Origin of the sequence: Pseudomonas sp. RU47, from assembly GCF_004011755.1 — a bacterium.
Classification (GTDB): domain Bacteria; phylum Pseudomonadota; class Gammaproteobacteria; order Pseudomonadales; family Pseudomonadaceae; genus Aquipseudomonas.
Genome location: NZ_CP022411.1, coordinates 5,140,845 through 5,157,564 on the forward strand (window position 1 = coordinate 5,140,845; position 16,720 = coordinate 5,157,564).

Here is a 16,720-nt window from a genome sequence, read left to right on the forward strand (position 1 = left end):
GGAGCGAGCCTGTGCTACCGACGCTTATTTGGACGACTTGATCGCAGCACCAAGTTTCTTGGCGGTGTCGGCCGGGTCGGCTTTCGGGTCGTTGATGTAGTTGGTCACGACATCAAAGAACGCGCCTTGCACCGCCAGCGTGGTCGCCATGTTGTGCGCCATGCTTGGTTGCAGGCCACCGGATTTGGCGTCCGCCAGGAAGTCCTTGGCAGCAGTCTGGGCGCAGGAGTCGAAGCCGAGTTTCTCCATGTCGTTCAACATGTCGTTGCGCACCGGGATCGAGCCTTTGTTGATGCTGAAAACTTTCTGGAAGTTTTCACCCAGCACGACTTTGGCGATGTCCTGTTGACCGGCCGCAGTGCCTGCGTCCTTCTGCTTGAACACGGCCAGCGAGTCGATGTTGTAGGTGAACGCTTTGTCGGTGCCCGGGAAGGCTACGCACTCGTAGTCCTTGCCAGCGACTTTCTTGGCCGCGGTCCATTCGGACTTGGCCCAGTCACCCATGATCTGCATGCCGGCCTTGCCGTTGATGACTTTGGCCGCTTCGAGGTTCCAGTCTTGACCTTTGCCATCGGCGTCCATGTAGGTCGCGACTTTCTTCAGCTCGGTCAGCGCCTTGACCATTTCCGGGCCGGTCAGCGCGGCGTTGTCCAGGTCAACCAGGGCTTTCTTGTAACCATCGACACCCATGACCGAAAGCACCACGGCTTCGAACACGGTGCTGTCCTGCCAAGGCTGACCGCCGTGAGCCAGCGGAATGAAGCCCGCAGCTTTCAGCTTGTCGCCAGCGGCATAGAATTCTTCGAGGGTGGTCGGGTTCTTGGTGATCCCGGCTTTCTTGAACACTTGCGGGTTGATCCACAGCCAGTTCACGCGGTGAATGTTCACCGGCACGGCCACGTAATCACCGTCGTACTTCACGGTATCGGAGACTTTCTTGTCGAGCAGGCTGTCCCACTTTTCCGACTTGGCGACGTCTTTCAGCACGTCGGTGTCGAGCAGGCCAGTGGATGCCCACTCCTGAATGTCCGGGCCTTTGATCTGGGCTACGCCAGGCGGGTTGCCGGCAACGGCACGGCTTTTCAGCACGGTCATGGCAGTCGCACCGCCACCGCCGGCGACAGCGCCGTCTTTCCAGGTGAAACCGTCTTTTTCGACTTGCGCCTTGAGCACATCAACAGCGGCTTTTTCGCCACCGGAGGTCCACCAGTGCACGACTTCGACCGAACCTTTGGATTCGGCAGCGGAAACACTGAGCGGCAGAATTGCGAGCGGGAACAGGGAGGCGACAGAAATGACAGTAGCGAGGCGAGAAATCGCATTCATCTGAGATGTACCTTTCTTGTTGTTATGCATTGCAAGTCTGGTGCTTGCGCTGCACAGGAGTTTAAACAGGACGTTTCCCTTCGCAGGTAACGAAGGGATGCGCGAATGTCACCACATGGTTACACAGGACTGCTCTGGGATAACTGCGCCAGCGCAGTCGCCATACTGGGTGACAAGGGTAGACGCGGAATCAGCACGGCTTGCCAGGCGTGATACAGATCGGGCTTGCCCGCCCAGATATCGGCACTTGGCAGGTTTTGCGGATTGAGTTCGTGGTGCCAGCTGCCGTCGCAACGGTCGATGAAATTCATCTCGCAGAATTCCCAGAACAGCCGGTACCAGCTTTCGTATTGCGCATCGCCTGTGCGTTTAAGCAAGGCACTGGCAGCGGCGCTGGCTTCGGCGTGGGTCCAGTGCAAGCGATGGCGGACCACGGCGTTGTTGTCCCAGTCGAGGGTGTAGACGATGCCCGGCAAACCATCGACGTTCCAGCCGTTGCGGCAGTTGTTCTCGAACAGTTTCTGCGCGTCGGTCGCCAGCCAACCCGGCGTGAGCATGCCAGCCTGAACCCGCGCAGCTTCGAGGTGCAGCAACAGCCGCGCCCACTCGAAACCGTGGCCCGGTGTGGTGCCGTAAGGGCGGAAACCGTCAGCGGGATTGTCGTGGTTGTATTCACGCAGCGGCTGCCAGTCACGGTCGAAGTGCTCGATGACCATGTAACCGTTGCCGGCAGCGTGACCGTGGATCACCCGCTCGACGATGCGTTGCGCACGCACCAGCCAGCGCGGATCTTCAGTGACATCGGCCAGTGCGAGGAACGCTTCGGTGGCGTGCATGTTGCTGTTGGCGCCGCGATAGGCTTCTTCTTCGCTCCAGTCGCGGTTGAAGAATTCGCGCATGGCGCCCTCTTCTTCGCTCCAGAAATAGGTGTCGATGATGTCGATGGCGTCATCCAGCAAGGCTTGCGCGCCGGGACGCTGCGCAACCACCGCAGAGCTGGCCGCCAGTGCGACAAACGCATGCAGGTAGGCGTTCTTGCCGGTGTTGTCGTCGCGGTGTTCGGCGACGGCAAACCAGCCACCGTGCAAGGCATCGCGCAATGGCCCGCGCAGGGCGGCGATGCCGTGATCGACCAGTTCGGCAAAACCCGGCAGGCCCTGAATGTGGGCCATGGCGAAGCTGTGGGTCATGCGCGCGGTGTTCATGGTTTCGGCTTGCGCGCTCGCGGGCAGACGGCCGCGTTCGTCGAGGTTGCCGAAACCTTGAGGAAGTTTTGCTGCCTTGGCGAAATCCAGCAGGCGCAGGCCTTCGGCGGCGAGCCATTGCTGGTGGGCAGGGGCGTTCAGCCAACTGCTGAAGCCTGGGTGGAAGAGATCCATGGGTGGCCTTTTTTGTTGTTATGACTGCGGGGAGTCTAAACAACGGGTCGGGGTGGGCTTGTAACGAAGGGGGCGGGTTTTGTCACCAGGTCGTGACAAAAGAGCCGCCCTCACCCCAGCCCTCTCCCAGAGGTAGAGGGGGCCGACCGAGTGGTGCTGAGTTATCCGCCGACCTGACACATCGAGTCGATTATGGATTCGCTACCGGACTTCCAGGTCGGCGTATCTCTGCAGCATCCCCCGATCAGTCCCCTCTCCCCCCGGGAGAGGGCTAGGGTGAGGGAAAGCTTTTGACTCAATCCGCCGAACGCGGCAATTGCAGGGTCACCCGCAACCCACCCTCACGCAAATTCTGCAACGTCACTTCCCCACCATGGCTGTGGGCAATATTGCGCGCGATGCCCAACCCCAAGCCATAACCCTGCTGCTGCCCCGCCAGCCTGAAGTGCGGCTCGAACACCTGCTCCAAGCGCTGCTCCGGCACGCCCGGCCCTTCATCATCAACGTGCAACACAAACGCGCTGTCATCGTCATCAATGTGCAGATGCGCGTTCTGCCCATACTTCAAGGCGTTGTCGATCAAATTGCCGATGCAGCGTTTCAACGCCAAAGGCTTACCCGGATACGCCGCCAACGCGCGACCATGCTGAGTCACACGACCGTTGCCGTTCGGCGCCAGGTACGGCTCGACCAGACAATCCAGCACATGGTTGAGATCCACCGGCTCGATGTTCTCGTGGATGTCAGTGTCTTTCACACACTGCAGCGCACCTTTGACCAACAACTCCAGCTCATCCAGATCACAGCCGAACTTGGCTTGCAGCTTTTCGTCTTCGAGCAATTCGACACGCAAACGCAAACGGGTAATAGGCGTGCGCAGGTCATGGGAGATCGCGCTGAACAACTGGCTGCGTTCAGTCAGGTAACGGCTGATGCGTTCGCGCATGGTGTTGAACGCACGCCCCACTTCGACCACCTCACTGCCGCCGCCCTCGGCCACCGGCTCGACGTCGGCGCCCAGCGACAAATCCCGCGCAGCCCGTGCCAGACGCTTGAGCGGCCGGCTCTGCCAGTGCACCAGCAGACCGATGAACAGCAGCAGGAATCCGCTAGTGAGAACGATGAACCACACCTGTTGCGAGGGCAGGCCTTGCTCTTCAAGACTGGTGTACGGCTCCGGCAACAGTGAGGCGATGTACAGCCATTCGCCCGGGGCCATTTGAATCTGCGTGACCAGCACGGGTGGATTGACCGGCTCCAGGGTCAGCGCGTAATGCGCCCACGAGCGCGGCAGCTCATCGAGTTTCAGCCCGGCGTTGAAGATCCGCAGATCTTCGGGGCTGACAAAGGTCACCGAGATATCGGTGTCATGGCCCAACGTCTGCCGCAGCACTTCGTCGACCGCTTTCATCACCGCCGCTTTACGCGGCGTGACCGGCAGCACATCCATGCCCAGCGGTTTGTCGTTGAGCGTCACGACGAATCGGGTACCACCCATGCTACGCAATTGGTCGAGCACCAGGGGCCGATAAGCCACCGGCAACGAGCGGAAGTAACTGACGCTGGCAGTCATCGAATGGGCGAGGCTGCGGGCGCTGGTGACCAGGCCTTCGAGCTGCGTGGCGCGCAATTGCGAGACCCAGATCACGCTGGACAACGTCTGTGCGAACAACACAGCCAACAGCGTCAGCAGCAACATGCGCCCGAGCAGCGAACGCGGCACCGGGACCTTGGCGGCGAGTTTACGCAGCGAATCAGTGACCATTGCTGGCAACCACATTGGCTGCCAGTTGGTAGCCGCTGCCGCGTACAGTGCGGATCAGTCGTGGCGGTTTCTCGGTGTCGCGCAGACGCTGACGCAAACGGCTGACGGCCATGTCGACGATGCGATCGAGCGGCATCAGGTCGCGGCCCCGGGTGGCGTTGCCGATCGTGTCGCGGTCGAGGATTTCCTGCGGATGATCGAGGAACAGTTTCAGCAGGGCGAAGTCGGCACCGGAGAGAATCACTTCCTCGCCGTCGGTGTGAAACAACCGATGGCTGACCATGTCCAGCCGCCACTCGTCGAAGGCCAGCACGTCACTGCCGCTGCGCTCCTGACCGAATTGCGCACGCCGCAGCAGGGCTTTGATGCGCGCTTGCAGTTCGCGCGGGCTGAAGGGTTTGCCGAGGTAGTCGTCGGCGCCGAGTTCCAGACCGATCACGCGGTCGGCTTCGTCGGAACTGGCGGTGAGCATGATGATCGGCACCTGCGCCTGACGCGGATGCTGACGCACCCAACGGCACAGGCTGAAGCCGTCTTCGTCGGGCAGCATGACATCGAGGATCACCAGATCGCTCGGCGCCTCGTTGAGGGCCTGACGGAAACTGGCACCGTCGGCGGTGGCCCGTACCTGAAACCCGGCGCGGGTCAGGTAGGTTTCCAGCAACTCGCGTATTTCCTGGTCGTCATCGACCAACAATATCGACTTGTTGACTGAGCTCACTTCGAAGGCATCCTTGTTGTTGGAATTGGGGCGGATTATGCCTTAAGCACTGATTTTACAAACACCACAAAACAACTGTAGGAGTGAGCCTGCTCGCGATAACGGTTTGTCAGTCAACGAATGTGTTGAATCCAAGACAGCTATCGCGAGCAGGCTCACTCCTACAGTTTGATTGCATTTCAGGTCGGGATTGATTGGTCCAGGGCTACGCCAGCGCCGACAAGGCCGGAATACGGCGCTGTCACCAGCCACACCGGAATGCCTTTGAAGTAATCGCTCATGCACCCTTTGTCAGCGAAGCTGCGGGCGAAACCGCTTTCGAGGAAGAAATCGGCAAACCGTGGAATCACACCGCCAACGATATACACCCCACCACGCCCGCCCGTGGTCAGCACGTTGTTGCCGGCTACGCGTCCGAGCCAGCAGCAGAACTGCTCCAGAACTTCGAGCGCAATCGGATCCCCCGCAAGGCCGGCCGCCGTGATCGCTTCCGGCGTATCAAGCGTTGGCTCATGCCCGTCCACTGCACAGATCGCGCGATAGACTCGCGGCAAACCGCCGCCACTCAACGCGGTTTCCGCGCTGACATGGCCGATTTCATTGTGGATGTGCTGCCACAACTGGGTTTCACGCGGGCTGCTCAGCGGCAGATCAACGTGACCGCCCTCGCCCGGCAATGCCGCAAAACGGCCTTCACCGAGATCGAGCAAGGTACCAACGCCAAGGCCAGTGCCCGGGCCGATCACCACGGCAGGACGCAGCGGCTCCGGCGCGCCCTCGCAGACCACGCGGAATTCGCCCGGCTGCAAACGGGTCATGCCCAACGCCATCGCCGAGAAGTCATTGACCAGCAACAACTGTTCGACCTGCAAGGTTTTGCAGAATGCGCTGCGACTCAGGCGCCAGTGGTTGTTGGTGAATTTGAATTCATCACCACTGACCGGGCCGGCCACCGACAGGCACACCGAACCGATCGAACCCGGCGCCAGACCGAGCCCGCTCAGGTAGAGGCTGATCGCCTCTTCCGGGCTGGCGTGGTCGGCCGTGGCCAGCACCTGAACCGATTCCAGTTGCTGGTTTTTCCACAACGCAAACCGCGCGTTGGTGCCTCCGATGTCACCGACCAAAGCCAGTTTCAATTAAGCGTCTCCAGGGCAGAAGTGAAGGCGCTGGCGCCCTGCTCCGCCGAGCTGAAGGCCATGCGCATGAAGCCGAACAGTTCGCGACCGCTGCCGATGTTGTTGCCCAACAGGCCTTTGGCGGGTTCGCGCGCTGCAAATTCTGCGGCGTCGACTTTAAGTTCCAAAGTGCCTTTGACGCCATCGACGCGGATGATATCGCCCTCTTGCACGCGCGCCAAAGCACCACCGACATAAGCTTCGGGGCTGACGTGAATCGCTGCGGGGATTTTCCCCGAGGCGCCGGACATCCGCCCGTCAGTCACCAATGCCACTTTGAAGCCGCGATCCTGTAGCACGCCGAGGAACGGCGTCATTTTGTGCAGCTCCGGCATGCCGTTGGAGCGCGGGCCCTGGAAACGCATTACCGCGACGAAATCTTTTTCCAGCAGACCGGCCTTGAACGCATCGGCCAGATCCTGCTGATCCTGGAACACCATCGCCGGCGCTTCGACGATCTGGTTCTCCAGGGCGACGGCGGACACCTTCATCACACCGCGACCGAGGTTGCCTTCCATCACGCGCAAACCACCCTCTGCCGAGAACGCACGAGCGACCGGGCGCAGGATGTTTTCGTCGAGGCTGTCGACCGGGCCTTCGCGCCAGACCAGTTCGCCGTTATCGAGGAACGGTTCCTTGGTGTATTTGCTCAGGCCGTGGCCAAGCACGGTGTTGACGTCTTCGTGCAGCAGGCCGGCGCCAAGCAGTTCACGGATCAGGAACGACATGCCGCCCGCTGCCTGGAAGTGGTTGATGTCAGCTTTGCCGTTCGGGTAGACGTGGCTCAGGGTCGGCACGACTTCGGAGAGGTCGGCCATGTCTTGCCAGGTCAGTTGAATGCCCGCCGCCATGGCGATCGCCGGCATGTGCAGGGTGTGGTTGGTCGAACCGCCGGTGGCGTGCAACGCGACAATCGAGTTGACCAGCGACTTCTCGTCGACGATTTCGCCGATCGGCATGAAGTTGCCGTTCTGTTTGGTCAGGCGCGTGACCTGGTGCGCGGCTTCGCGGGTCAGCGCGTCACGCAGCGGCGTGTTCGGGTTGACGAACGAGGCGCCCGGCAAGTGCAGGCCCATGACTTCCATCAGCAACTGGTTGGTGTTGGCGGTGCCGTAGAAGGTGCAGGTGCCCGGGCTGTGGTAGGACTTCATCTCCGATTCCAGCAGCTCTTCGCGGGTGGCTTTGCCTTCGGCGTACTTCTGGCGCACGTCGGCTTTTTCCTTGTTGGAAATCCCCGAGACCATAGGCCCGCCCGGGACGAAAATCGTCGGTAGGTGACCAAAGCGCAGCGAGCCCATCATCAGGCCCGGGACGATCTTGTCGCAGATGCCGAGCATCAGCGCGCCGTCGAACATGTTGTGCGACAGCGCCACAGCGGTCGACATGGCAATCACTTCGCGGCTCGGCAGGCTCAGTTCCATGCCTGGCTCACCTTGGGTGACGCCGTCGCACATGGCTGGCGTACCACCGGCGAACTGGCCGACCGAGCCGATTTCGCGCAGGGCGTTCTTGATCTGTTCCGGGAAGACTTCATACGGCTGATGCGCCGAGAGCATGTCGTTATACGAAGAAACAATGGCGATGTTCGCCGAGTTCATCATCCGCAGGCTGTGCTTGTCTTCGCTGCCGCAACCGGCCACGCCATGGGCGAAGTTGGCGCATTGCAGCTTGCCGCGCATCGGCCCGTCGGTGGCGGCGCCGCGAATCAGTGCAAGGTAAGCCTGACGCGTGGCGCGGCTGCGGGCGATAAGCCGTTCGGTGACCTCAAGAACGCGGGGATGCATGTGTAGAACTCCAGGCTAACGGATGTGGCGACCTGATTGTCTATGCTGATCAAACGCCGTTGTTGTTGGAATGACAGACGGCTTTTTTGACCATTCGGACCAGTTGATTCAGGTCACTCGTTGTAGATAAAACAAAATATTGCCACTAAAAAGGCTTGTTTTCTATTTTTATGCGAATAATCTTGTAATTCCAACAACAAAACGACGGCGGCGCTGTTCCATGACTCTTCGAATCGCAATCAATGGTTTTGGCCGCATCGGCCGTAATGTCCTGCGCGCACTGTATACCCAAGGCTATCGACAGGATTTGCAGATCGTCGCCATCAACGATCTTGGCGACAGCTCGATCAATGCCCATCTGCTCAAATACGACACCGTTCACGGCACGTTCGACGCGCAAGTCGAGCATGACGACGAAAGTCTGACCGTCAACGGCGACCGCATTGCGGTCAGCGCGATTCGCAACCCGGCCGAACTGCCATGGGCGGCGGAAAAGATTGATGTGGTGTTCGAATGCACCGGTCTCTTCACCGACCGCGCCAAAGCCGCCGCGCATATTACTGCCGGCGCGCGCAAAGTGATCATCTCCGCCCCGGCCAAAGGTGCCGACGCCACTGTTGTCTATGGTGTGAACCACGACATTCTGCGCCAGTCGCACCAGATCATCTCCAACGCTTCGTGCACCACCAACTGCCTGGCGCCGGTGGCGCAGGTGCTGCACCGCGAGCTGGGGATCGAAAGCGGCCTGATGACCACCATTCATGCCTACACCAACGATCAGAACCTCACCGACGTCTATCACACCGACCCGTACCGCGCGCGTTCGGCCACGCAGAACATGATCCCGAGCAAGACCGGCGCCGCTGAAGCGGTGGGCCTAGTGCTGCCGGAACTGGCGGGTAAGCTGACCGGCATGGCCGTGCGCGTGCCGGTGATCAATGTGTCGCTGGTGGATTTGACCGTGCAGCTGAAAAAAGAAGCCAGCGCCGAAGAAGTCAACGCGCTGATGAAATCCGCGAGCCAGCACTCGAAGATTCTCGGCTTCAACACCCTGCCGCTGGTATCCAGCGACTTCAACCATAACCCGCTATCGTCGATCTTCGACGCCAACCACACCAAATCCAGCGGCAAGCTGCTGAAAGTGCTGGCCTGGTATGACAACGAGTGGGGCTTCTCGAATCGCATGCTGGATAACTGCCTGGCGTTGTGTAACGCCGAATAATCTCAAGCAATCCCCTATCTCTGTGGGAGCGAGCCTGCTCGCGAATACGATGTGTCATTCAACATTTATGTTGGCTGATCCACCGCTTTCGCGAGCAGGCTCGCTCCCACAAGGTTTTTCGTTCTATTCAAAATCAGGGCTTGACCATTCGACTAGATGATAAGCATTATCATTCGCTTGAAATCGATCAGGTCCTCCCGTGAGTCAATCGCGCTTCAACCACGTCTTCCTCACCCAGCGCACGTCCTTGCTGCGCACGCTGGAACGGATGGTCAACAATCACAGCACCGCAGAAGACCTGTTGCAGGAGACCTACCTGCGCGTGACGCGGGCGTTGAGCGAGCGGGCCATCGATCACCTCGAACCTTTTGTCTTCCAGACCGCGCGCAATCTGGCGCTGGATCATTTGCGCGCGCGCAAGATCCACTCGCGAACCATGGTCGATGATGTGCCGCAGGATGTCGTGCACAGCGTCGCCGCCCCCGCCAGCAGCGCCGAAGACGCCGCCCACGCCGAACAGATGCTGGAGCGCCTGAACGTGAGTCTCAGTCAACTCAGCCCGCGCCAGCAGCAGATTTTCATCCTCAGCCGTTTGCACGGGAACAGCTATCAGGAAATCGCTGATGAGCTGAACGTTTCCCTCAGCACCGTGCAGAAAGAACTGAAGCTGATCATGACCATTTGCATCGGTGTCGCTGAACGACACGACAGCAGCGGCAAGCTGTAAGCTTCAAGCTCCAAGTAAAAACGAAAAGCAGTACACGCATCTGGCTTGCAGCTTGCAGCTTGACGCTAGAAACTGCTTCGCCAGAAGCCCGAGGAAACACCGTGACGGACACCCACCGCTCGCCTTCGCCGGATTCGGTGCAGGACGCTGCAAACGCAATGGACCAGGCACTGGACTGGCTCATCGTGCTCGGCAGCCCGGACGAGGAGCAGACCCGGCAATTTCACGCCTGGCTGGCGGCCGATCCGTTGAATGCCGAGGCGTTTGCCAAGGCTCAGGCGATCTGGGACGGCCCGCAGGTCGCCCAGTGCGCACAAAGCCTGGCGGCCAAACCTGCGAAAGTCACCGTCCTCCAGCGTCTGCGTCCGCACTGGAAACCGCTGGCCACTGCTGCGGTGCTGATCCTCGGTTTGTTCAGTTTCAGTAATTTGCCGATGCGCCTTCAGGCCGATCACCTCACGGTGGTTGGCGAACGCCAGCGTCTGCAACTAGAGGACGGCTCGAAAGTCCTGCTCAATACCAATTCGGCATTCTCCAGCACCATCAACGATCAGCAGCGCGTTGCCCGGTTGTTTCAGGGCGAGGCGTTTTTCGAGATTGCCAGCGGTCGCAGTCAACCGCTGGAAATCGATGCCGGGCCAGTCACTGCCAGCGTGCGCGATACCGCGTTCGCCGTGCGTTATCTCGATGGCGTCGCGCAAGTCAATGTGCAGCGCGGCGACGTCGATCTGCGCGCCACGCATAACGATGCTCGTGTGCGCCTGACTGCCGGTGAGAGCATCCGCATCGGTCCCAACGGTTTCGACCGCCCGGCCAAACTCGATGCCAACACGGATCTGGCGTGGGTGCAGGGCCGGCTGGTGTTCGAAAACTGCCCGCTGAATCAGGTGCTGGCCGAATTGCGCCGTTACTACCCGGGCTGGATCATCAACAACAACGAGCAGTTGGCCGACGTCGCCGTGACCGGCAATTACCGTCTCGACCAGCCGCTCGACGTGGTTCGTTCCCTCGCTCAGATCACCTCGGCGCAACTGAAAGAATTCCCCGCCCTGGTCATCCTGAACTAAATGAGAATTATTTTTACTCGATAGCCAACGTCAGTACGTCTCGTTATAGCCAATGCAATTGATTCGCAACACGCGAGTCAATCAGCACCTATAAAGATTCGTGCGACACGGAGCGCTATCGATGTCCTCACGCCTTACCCGCCAGACTTCCTCCCCTTCCCGCGTCTTGTCGCTGCTGACCGCTGCCATCCTGATGGCCGGTACTGCGCCGCTGATGGCGGCCACTGAGCAACCAACGCGCAACATGGGCGATTACTCGTTCGCCATCGGCCAACAGCCGCTGGTGTCGGCGCTCAATGCCTTCACCGCCGTGACCGGTTGGCAGGTCGGCTTGCCGGCAGAATTGGGTCAGGGCGTGTCGTCGCCGGGCGTGCGTGGCTCGTTGCCGCCGGAAAAAGCCCTGGAGCGTATGTTGGTGGGGACCAACCTGAGCTTCCGCAAAATCAGCAACAACAACGTCGTGCTGGAAAAGCGCAACAACAGCGGCACACTCAACCTCGATCAGGTGACCATCAGCGCCACCCGTCAGGAGCAGTCGGTCAACAGCGTGCCGGCTACCGTCACCGTGCAGACCCGTCAGGATCTGGACCGCAACAACGTCAACACCATCAAGGATCTGGTGCGTTATGAGCCGGGTGTTTCCGTGGGCGGCGCCGGTCAGCGTGGCGGTATCAGCGGCTACAACATTCGCGGCATCGACGGCGACCGCATCCTGACGCAGGTTGACGGTGTGGAAGTGCCGGACGGTTTCTTCAACGGTCCGTATGCCAAGACCCAGCGCAATTACGTTGACCCGGAAATCGTCAAACGCGTGGAAATCCTCCGTGGCCCGGCCTCGGTGCTGTACGGCAGCAACGCCATCGGCGGCGCCGTCAGCTATTACACCCTCGATGCCGACGACATCATCAAGCCGGGTAAAGATGTCGGTGCGCGCCTGAAAACCGGTTACAGCTCCGCCGATGACAGCTGGCTGAAGTCCGCCACCGTCGCCGGCCGCGCCGACCAGTTCGACGGCTTGCTGCACTACAGTCAGCGCGACGGTCACGAAACCGATTCCTACGGCAGTAACAATGGCACTGGCCTTGAGCGCACCGCCGCCAACCCGGAAGACGTCAACGCCTACAACGTGCTGGCCAAGATCGGCTGGAACTACAACGAAGATTCGCGCCTGGGCCTGACCTACGAAAAGTACAAGGATGATCGCGATACCGATCAGAAAAGTGCTTACGGCGGCCCGTACTTCAACGGCGCCCCGACCATCCCCAACAGCGTACTGCCCGGCGGCATGTACCAGTGGCGCACCGGTAACGACACCATCACCCGTGAACGTATCGGCATCGAACACTCCTTCGCCCTCGACAGCCTGCTGGTCGACAACGTGAAGTGGAGCCTCAACCACCAGATCGCCAAGACTGACCAGAGCACCACCGAGTTCTACTACCCGATCACCCGTAAAGTGCTGCGTACTCGCGACACCATTTACGAAGAAAAGCAGTGGGTCTTCGATGCGCAACTGGACAAGGCGTTCGCCCTCGGCGCCACCGATCACGTGCTGACTTACGGCACCACCATCAAGCAGCAGAAAGTCACCGGCTCGCGCAGCGGCGACGGCACCTGCCTGGCCGTCGGTCGTGGCTGCACCGCCATTGGTGCGACCAGCACCGCTGACGTGCTGGCCAAGGCCACCGACTTCCCGGACCCGACCATCAACACCTACAGCGTGTTTGCTCAGGATCAGATCAGCTGGAACAACTGGACCTTCCTGCCGGGCCTGCGCTACGACTACACCCAGCTCAAGCCGCACATCACTCAGGAATTCCTCAACACCGTGGCAGCTGACGGCCAAGGCACGGTCAGCGACGAGAACAAGACCTGGCACAAAGTCTCGCCGAAATTCGGCCTGACCTACGCCCTGACCGAGAACTACACCTGGTACGGTCAGTACGCTGAAGGTTTCCGCACACCGACCGCGAAAGCCCTGTACGGCCGCTTCGAAAACACCACCACCGGCTACAGCGTGGCGCCCAACCCGGACCTGGAACCGGAAAAAAGCAAAAGCTATGAAACCGGTCTGCGCGGCAACTTCGAACACGGTTCGTTCGACGTGGCAGTGTTCTACAACAAGTACCGCGACTTCATCAACGAAGACGCTGTGACCCCGGGCCGCAACGAGCTGACCTTCCAGTCGGCCAACATCAAGCACGCCACCATCAAGGGTGCGGAAGTCAAAGGTCGTCTGAATCTGGATGCGTTCGGCGCCCCGCAAGGCCTCTACACCCAGGGCTCGATCGCCTACGCCTACGGTCGCAACAACGACAACGGCGAGCCGATCAACAGCGTCAACCCGCTGACCGGCGTGTTCGGTCTGGGTTACGACCAGGACAACTACGGCGGTCTGCTCAGCTGGACCTTGGTGAAGAAAAAGGATCGCGTCGACGACAGCAACTTCAAGTCGCCGGATGGCGTCAGCAGCCAGTTCAAAACCCCGGGCTTCGGCATTCTTGATCTGGCCGGTTATTACAAAGTCACCGACGACGTCACCGTCAGCGGCGGCATCTACAACCTGACCGACAAGAAATACTGGCTGTGGGATGACGTGCGCGGTTACGACAGCGTCGGCGAAGCATCGGTGACGCAACCGGCCAACCTTGATCGCCTGACCCAACCGGGCCGCAACTTCGCGATCAATCTGATCTGGGACATCTGATCCGGCCAACCTCACTGCGCGTGTTCAGGCACCGCGCCGTGAGGTTTTTTTACGCTTGCACGTCGCCTTGTTCGTCTCGTTATCAAGCGCCTCTTTTATCAAGGACATGTCATGACCACTTCGGAAAAAGCCCTGCGTTCACAACGCCTGAACCAGATCACCCATGAGCCGCACAGCAAACTCGATGCACTGGTGAAGGCGCACGCGCCGTTCGAGACCCGCGCCAATTTCGCCCGTTTCGTCGTCGCGCAGTACCTGTTCCAGTCGGAACTGGTCGACCTGTACAACGATGCAGAATTGACTGCGATCGTGCCTGATCTGCCGGCCCGTTGCCGCGCCGAAGCGGCCAAGGCTGACCTTGCCGACCTCGACACTGAAGTGCCGGCACCGATCGCAGGCGCGGTGAAAAATCCGAGCAAGGCTCGCGCACTGGGTTGGATTTTTGTCTCCGAAGGTTCGAAGCTCGGTGCGGCGTTCCTGATCAAACGCGCCGTGGCGCTGGAGCTGAGCGAAACCTTTGGTGCCCGTCACTTGGGTGAGCCTGAAGGTGGCCGTGCCGAAGGCTGGAAGAGCTTCGTGCGTACCCTCGACTCGCTGCAGTTCACTGCCGAGGAAGAAGCCGAAGTCGAGCAAGGCGCGATCGATGCGTTCAACCGCTTCACCGTGCTGCTGGAACAGGCTTACGCCACTGAAGCCGAACCGGCCTGAAGCAACACCTATTCATTGTGGGAGCGAGCCTGCTCGCGAAGACGGCAGCACATTCAACATTAATGTGACTGATCCACCGCATTCGCGAGCAGGCTCGCTCCCACATGGGAACTGCAACAACCTGTAAGATCTCCATTCCGCTTCAGAAGCCACCGCTGAGCCCATGCCGCAACCCGCCTCCTCGAAACTCGCCCGCGTGCTGTTCGGCCTCTTGGCCTACGTCAGCCTTGGCATCGGCCTGATCGCCATTGTCGTGCCCGGCCTGCCGACCACCGAGTTCATCCTTCTCGCCGCCTGGGCCGCGACTCGCAGTTCGCCGCGCCTGAGTGCCTGGCTGGAAAACCATCGGCTGTTCGGGCCGATCCTGAGCAACTGGCGCAACGGCAAGATCATCGCGCGCAAGGCCAAAGTCAGCGCGACGGTGAGCATGTTGCTCTGCGCGGCTTTAATGCTGGTGATGCTCGACCATGGCTGGCCGGTCTATCTGGCAATTGCCGGGATGAGCCTGGGCAATCTGTGGATCTGGTCGCGCCCGGAATCCATCCGGGTCTGCACTGACCCGTCTTCACACTGAAACATCCCTGTAATTATTCGCTTTTTCAGCACTTTCCCCTGCGCAAACGTTTAGCGCTGACCGTTCGTCGGCAGCCGCCTCATGCCCTCTGCTTCCACGCCGATGAGCATTGAATGGCGCTGAATGGATTTGGCGAACCGGACAGCTCTTGTCCGCAAGCCACCCGTTTATTCATTCGCGAGATCGCCCCATGTTCGACTCTCTGTCCATTCGCCTGAAAATCGTTCTGCTCTCCGGTCTGTGCCTGCTCGGTGTGGTCGCGCTGATCGTCGGCATGAACATCTACCAGACCAACCAGAACGACGAACTGGTCAGCAACTCCAGCAACCAGTTGCTCACCGCCAGTGTGCAGAACCTGCTGCAAGCCAAAGCCGCCGAACAAGCGGTGCGGGTGCAGAAAACCTTCGGCGAAAGCCTGACGGTGATCACTGCCGTAGCGGATCAGATCAAGGACATGCGGGTAATGGCCGCCAAGCGTTCGCTGGACGCCGGCGCCTTGCGCGAAGAGTTGAACCTGAGCCTGAAAACCGCTTTTGAGCGCAACGATAAAGTGCTGGGCATCTGGCTCGCTTTCGAACCGAACGCTCTCGACGGCAAGGACAGCGAATTCGCCAACGATGCCGCGCGCCAGTCCAACGAAGCCGGACGTTTTGCCACGTACTGGAGCCGCGCCGCCGGCGCCTCGCTGAACACCATCATGGTCGAAGAAGACCTGACCAAAACCACCCTCAGCGTCAGCGGCACGCCCTACAACAGTTGGTACACCTGCCCTCGCGACAACAAGCGCACCTGCCTGCTCGATCCGTATGCCGACACCGTCGGTGGCAAGGAAATGCTCATGACGACCATTTCCGTGCCGTTGATTGTCGACGGTAAAGCCATCGGCGTGGTCGGCGTCGACATCGCCCTCGACGCCCTGCAAGCGGCGGCCGTGGATTCCCAGCGCAGCCTGTTCAACAACGCCGGGCACATGCTGATCGTCTCCGGCAGCGGCGTGCTCGGCGCCGACAGCTCCGACGCGAGCAAGGTCGGCAAAAAGATCAGCGACACCCTCGGTGCCGATGGCAAGGATGTGCTGCAACTGCTGGCCTCCGGCACACCGAAGATTCTTGAACAGGGCGACCTGATTCGTGCCGTGTACCCGGTCGACCCGATCGGCAACTCGCGCGCTTGGGGCGTGGTCATCGACCTGCCGAAACAAGTGCTGCTGGCCGACTCGGTCAAGCTGCAAGCGGTACTCGACGATGCTCAGGAAACCGGCGTGATCACGGCACTGCTGGTGGCAGTGGTCGCGGGTCTGGTCGGTCTGTTGCTGATCTGGCTGACCGCGTCCGGTGTTACTCGCCCGATCAATAGCGTTGCCGAAATGCTGAAGAACATCGCCAGCGGCGAAGGCGATCTGACCCAACGTCTGAACTACAGCAAGCAGGATGAACTGGGCGAACTGGTGAACTGGTTCAACCGTTTCCTCGACAAGCTGCAACCGACTATCGCGCAGATCAAGCAGAGCATCACCGAAGCACGCGGCACCGCCGACCAGTCTTCGGAAATCGCCCGACAGA

The 16,720-nt window shown here is 60.2% G+C and carries 12 protein-coding genes and 1 pseudogene; 7 read left to right on the forward strand and 6 right to left on the reverse strand.

Features of this window, described 5'->3' with window-relative positions; all coding sequences use genetic code 11:
* Nucleotides 1–24: 24 nt before the first annotated feature.
* The 6 genes from CCX46_RS23485 to edd form a co-directional block, all read right to left on the reverse strand.
* Nucleotides 25–1,326 (reverse strand): ABC transporter substrate-binding protein, encoded by a 1,302-nt coding sequence (locus CCX46_RS23485; protein ID WP_127929495.1) that lies wholly within the window; start codon nt 1,324–1,326, stop codon nt 25–27.
* A 119-nt stretch (nt 1,327–1,445) separates the two neighbouring features.
* On the reverse strand, nt 1,446–2,705 hold the full coding sequence (locus CCX46_RS23490) for a D-mannose isomerase (RefSeq protein WP_127929496.1): 1,260 nt from the start codon (nt 2,703–2,705) through the stop codon (nt 1,446–1,448).
* Nucleotides 2,706–3,000: 295 nt separating this feature from the next.
* The gene (locus CCX46_RS23495) at nt 3,001–4,470 is read right to left on the reverse strand and encodes an ATP-binding protein (RefSeq protein WP_127929497.1); all 1,470 of its coding nucleotides are present in this window, start codon (nt 4,468–4,470) and stop codon (nt 3,001–3,003) included.
* The gene (locus tag CCX46_RS23500; protein ID WP_102900192.1) at nt 4,460–5,191 is read right to left on the reverse strand and encodes a response regulator; all 732 of its coding nucleotides are present in this window, start codon (nt 5,189–5,191) and stop codon (nt 4,460–4,462) included. Before CCX46_RS23500 ends, CCX46_RS23495 begins: the two co-directional genes overlap by 11 nt.
* A gap of 179 nt (nt 5,192–5,370) precedes the next feature.
* On the reverse strand, nt 5,371–6,330 hold the full coding sequence (locus tag CCX46_RS23510; RefSeq protein WP_127929498.1) for a glucokinase: 960 nt from the start codon (nt 6,328–6,330) through the stop codon (nt 5,371–5,373).
* Nucleotides 6,327–8,153 carry a phosphogluconate dehydratase gene (gene edd / locus CCX46_RS23515; RefSeq protein ID WP_095112266.1) on the reverse strand — a complete coding sequence of 609 codons (1,827 nt, stop codon included), beginning with the start codon at nt 8,151–8,153 and terminating at the stop codon, nt 6,327–6,329. Before edd ends, CCX46_RS23510 begins: the two co-directional genes overlap by 4 nt.
* Nucleotides 8,154–8,373: 220 nt before the next feature.
* Here edd and gap point away from each other — a divergent pair, with 220 nt between their 5' ends.
* The 7 genes and pseudogenes from gap to CCX46_RS31235 all read left to right on the forward strand — a co-directional run.
* Nucleotides 8,374–9,375 (forward strand): type I glyceraldehyde-3-phosphate dehydrogenase, encoded by a 1,002-nt coding sequence (gap, locus tag CCX46_RS23520; protein WP_127929499.1) that lies wholly within the window; start codon nt 8,374–8,376, stop codon nt 9,373–9,375.
* A 199-nt stretch (nt 9,376–9,574) separates the two neighbouring features.
* Nucleotides 9,575–10,102, forward strand: a complete 528-nt coding sequence (locus tag CCX46_RS23525) for an RNA polymerase sigma factor (RefSeq protein ID WP_127929500.1) — start codon at nt 9,575–9,577, stop codon at nt 10,100–10,102.
* Between the two features lie 101 nt (nt 10,103–10,203).
* Nucleotides 10,204–11,169 carry a FecR family protein gene (locus CCX46_RS23530; RefSeq protein WP_127929501.1) on the forward strand — a complete coding sequence of 322 codons (966 nt, stop codon included), beginning with the start codon at nt 10,204–10,206 and terminating at the stop codon, nt 11,167–11,169.
* A gap of 121 nt (nt 11,170–11,290) precedes the next feature.
* On the forward strand, nt 11,291–13,876 hold the full coding sequence (locus CCX46_RS23535) for a TonB-dependent receptor (protein WP_127929502.1): 2,586 nt from the start codon (nt 11,291–11,293) through the stop codon (nt 13,874–13,876).
* Between the two features lie 111 nt (nt 13,877–13,987).
* Nucleotides 13,988–14,584 carry a biliverdin-producing heme oxygenase gene (locus tag CCX46_RS23540; protein WP_127929503.1) on the forward strand — a complete coding sequence of 199 codons (597 nt, stop codon included), beginning with the start codon at nt 13,988–13,990 and terminating at the stop codon, nt 14,582–14,584.
* 163 nt (nt 14,585–14,747) lie between these two features.
* Nucleotides 14,748–15,158 carry a YbaN family protein gene (locus CCX46_RS23545; RefSeq protein WP_127929504.1) on the forward strand — a complete coding sequence of 137 codons (411 nt, stop codon included), beginning with the start codon at nt 14,748–14,750 and terminating at the stop codon, nt 15,156–15,158.
* A 463-nt stretch (nt 15,159–15,621) separates the two neighbouring features.
* Nucleotides 15,622–16,629, forward strand: a pseudogene (locus CCX46_RS31235) (PDC sensor domain-containing protein); the annotation flags it as partial.
* Nucleotides 16,630–16,720: the final 91 nt, after the last annotated feature.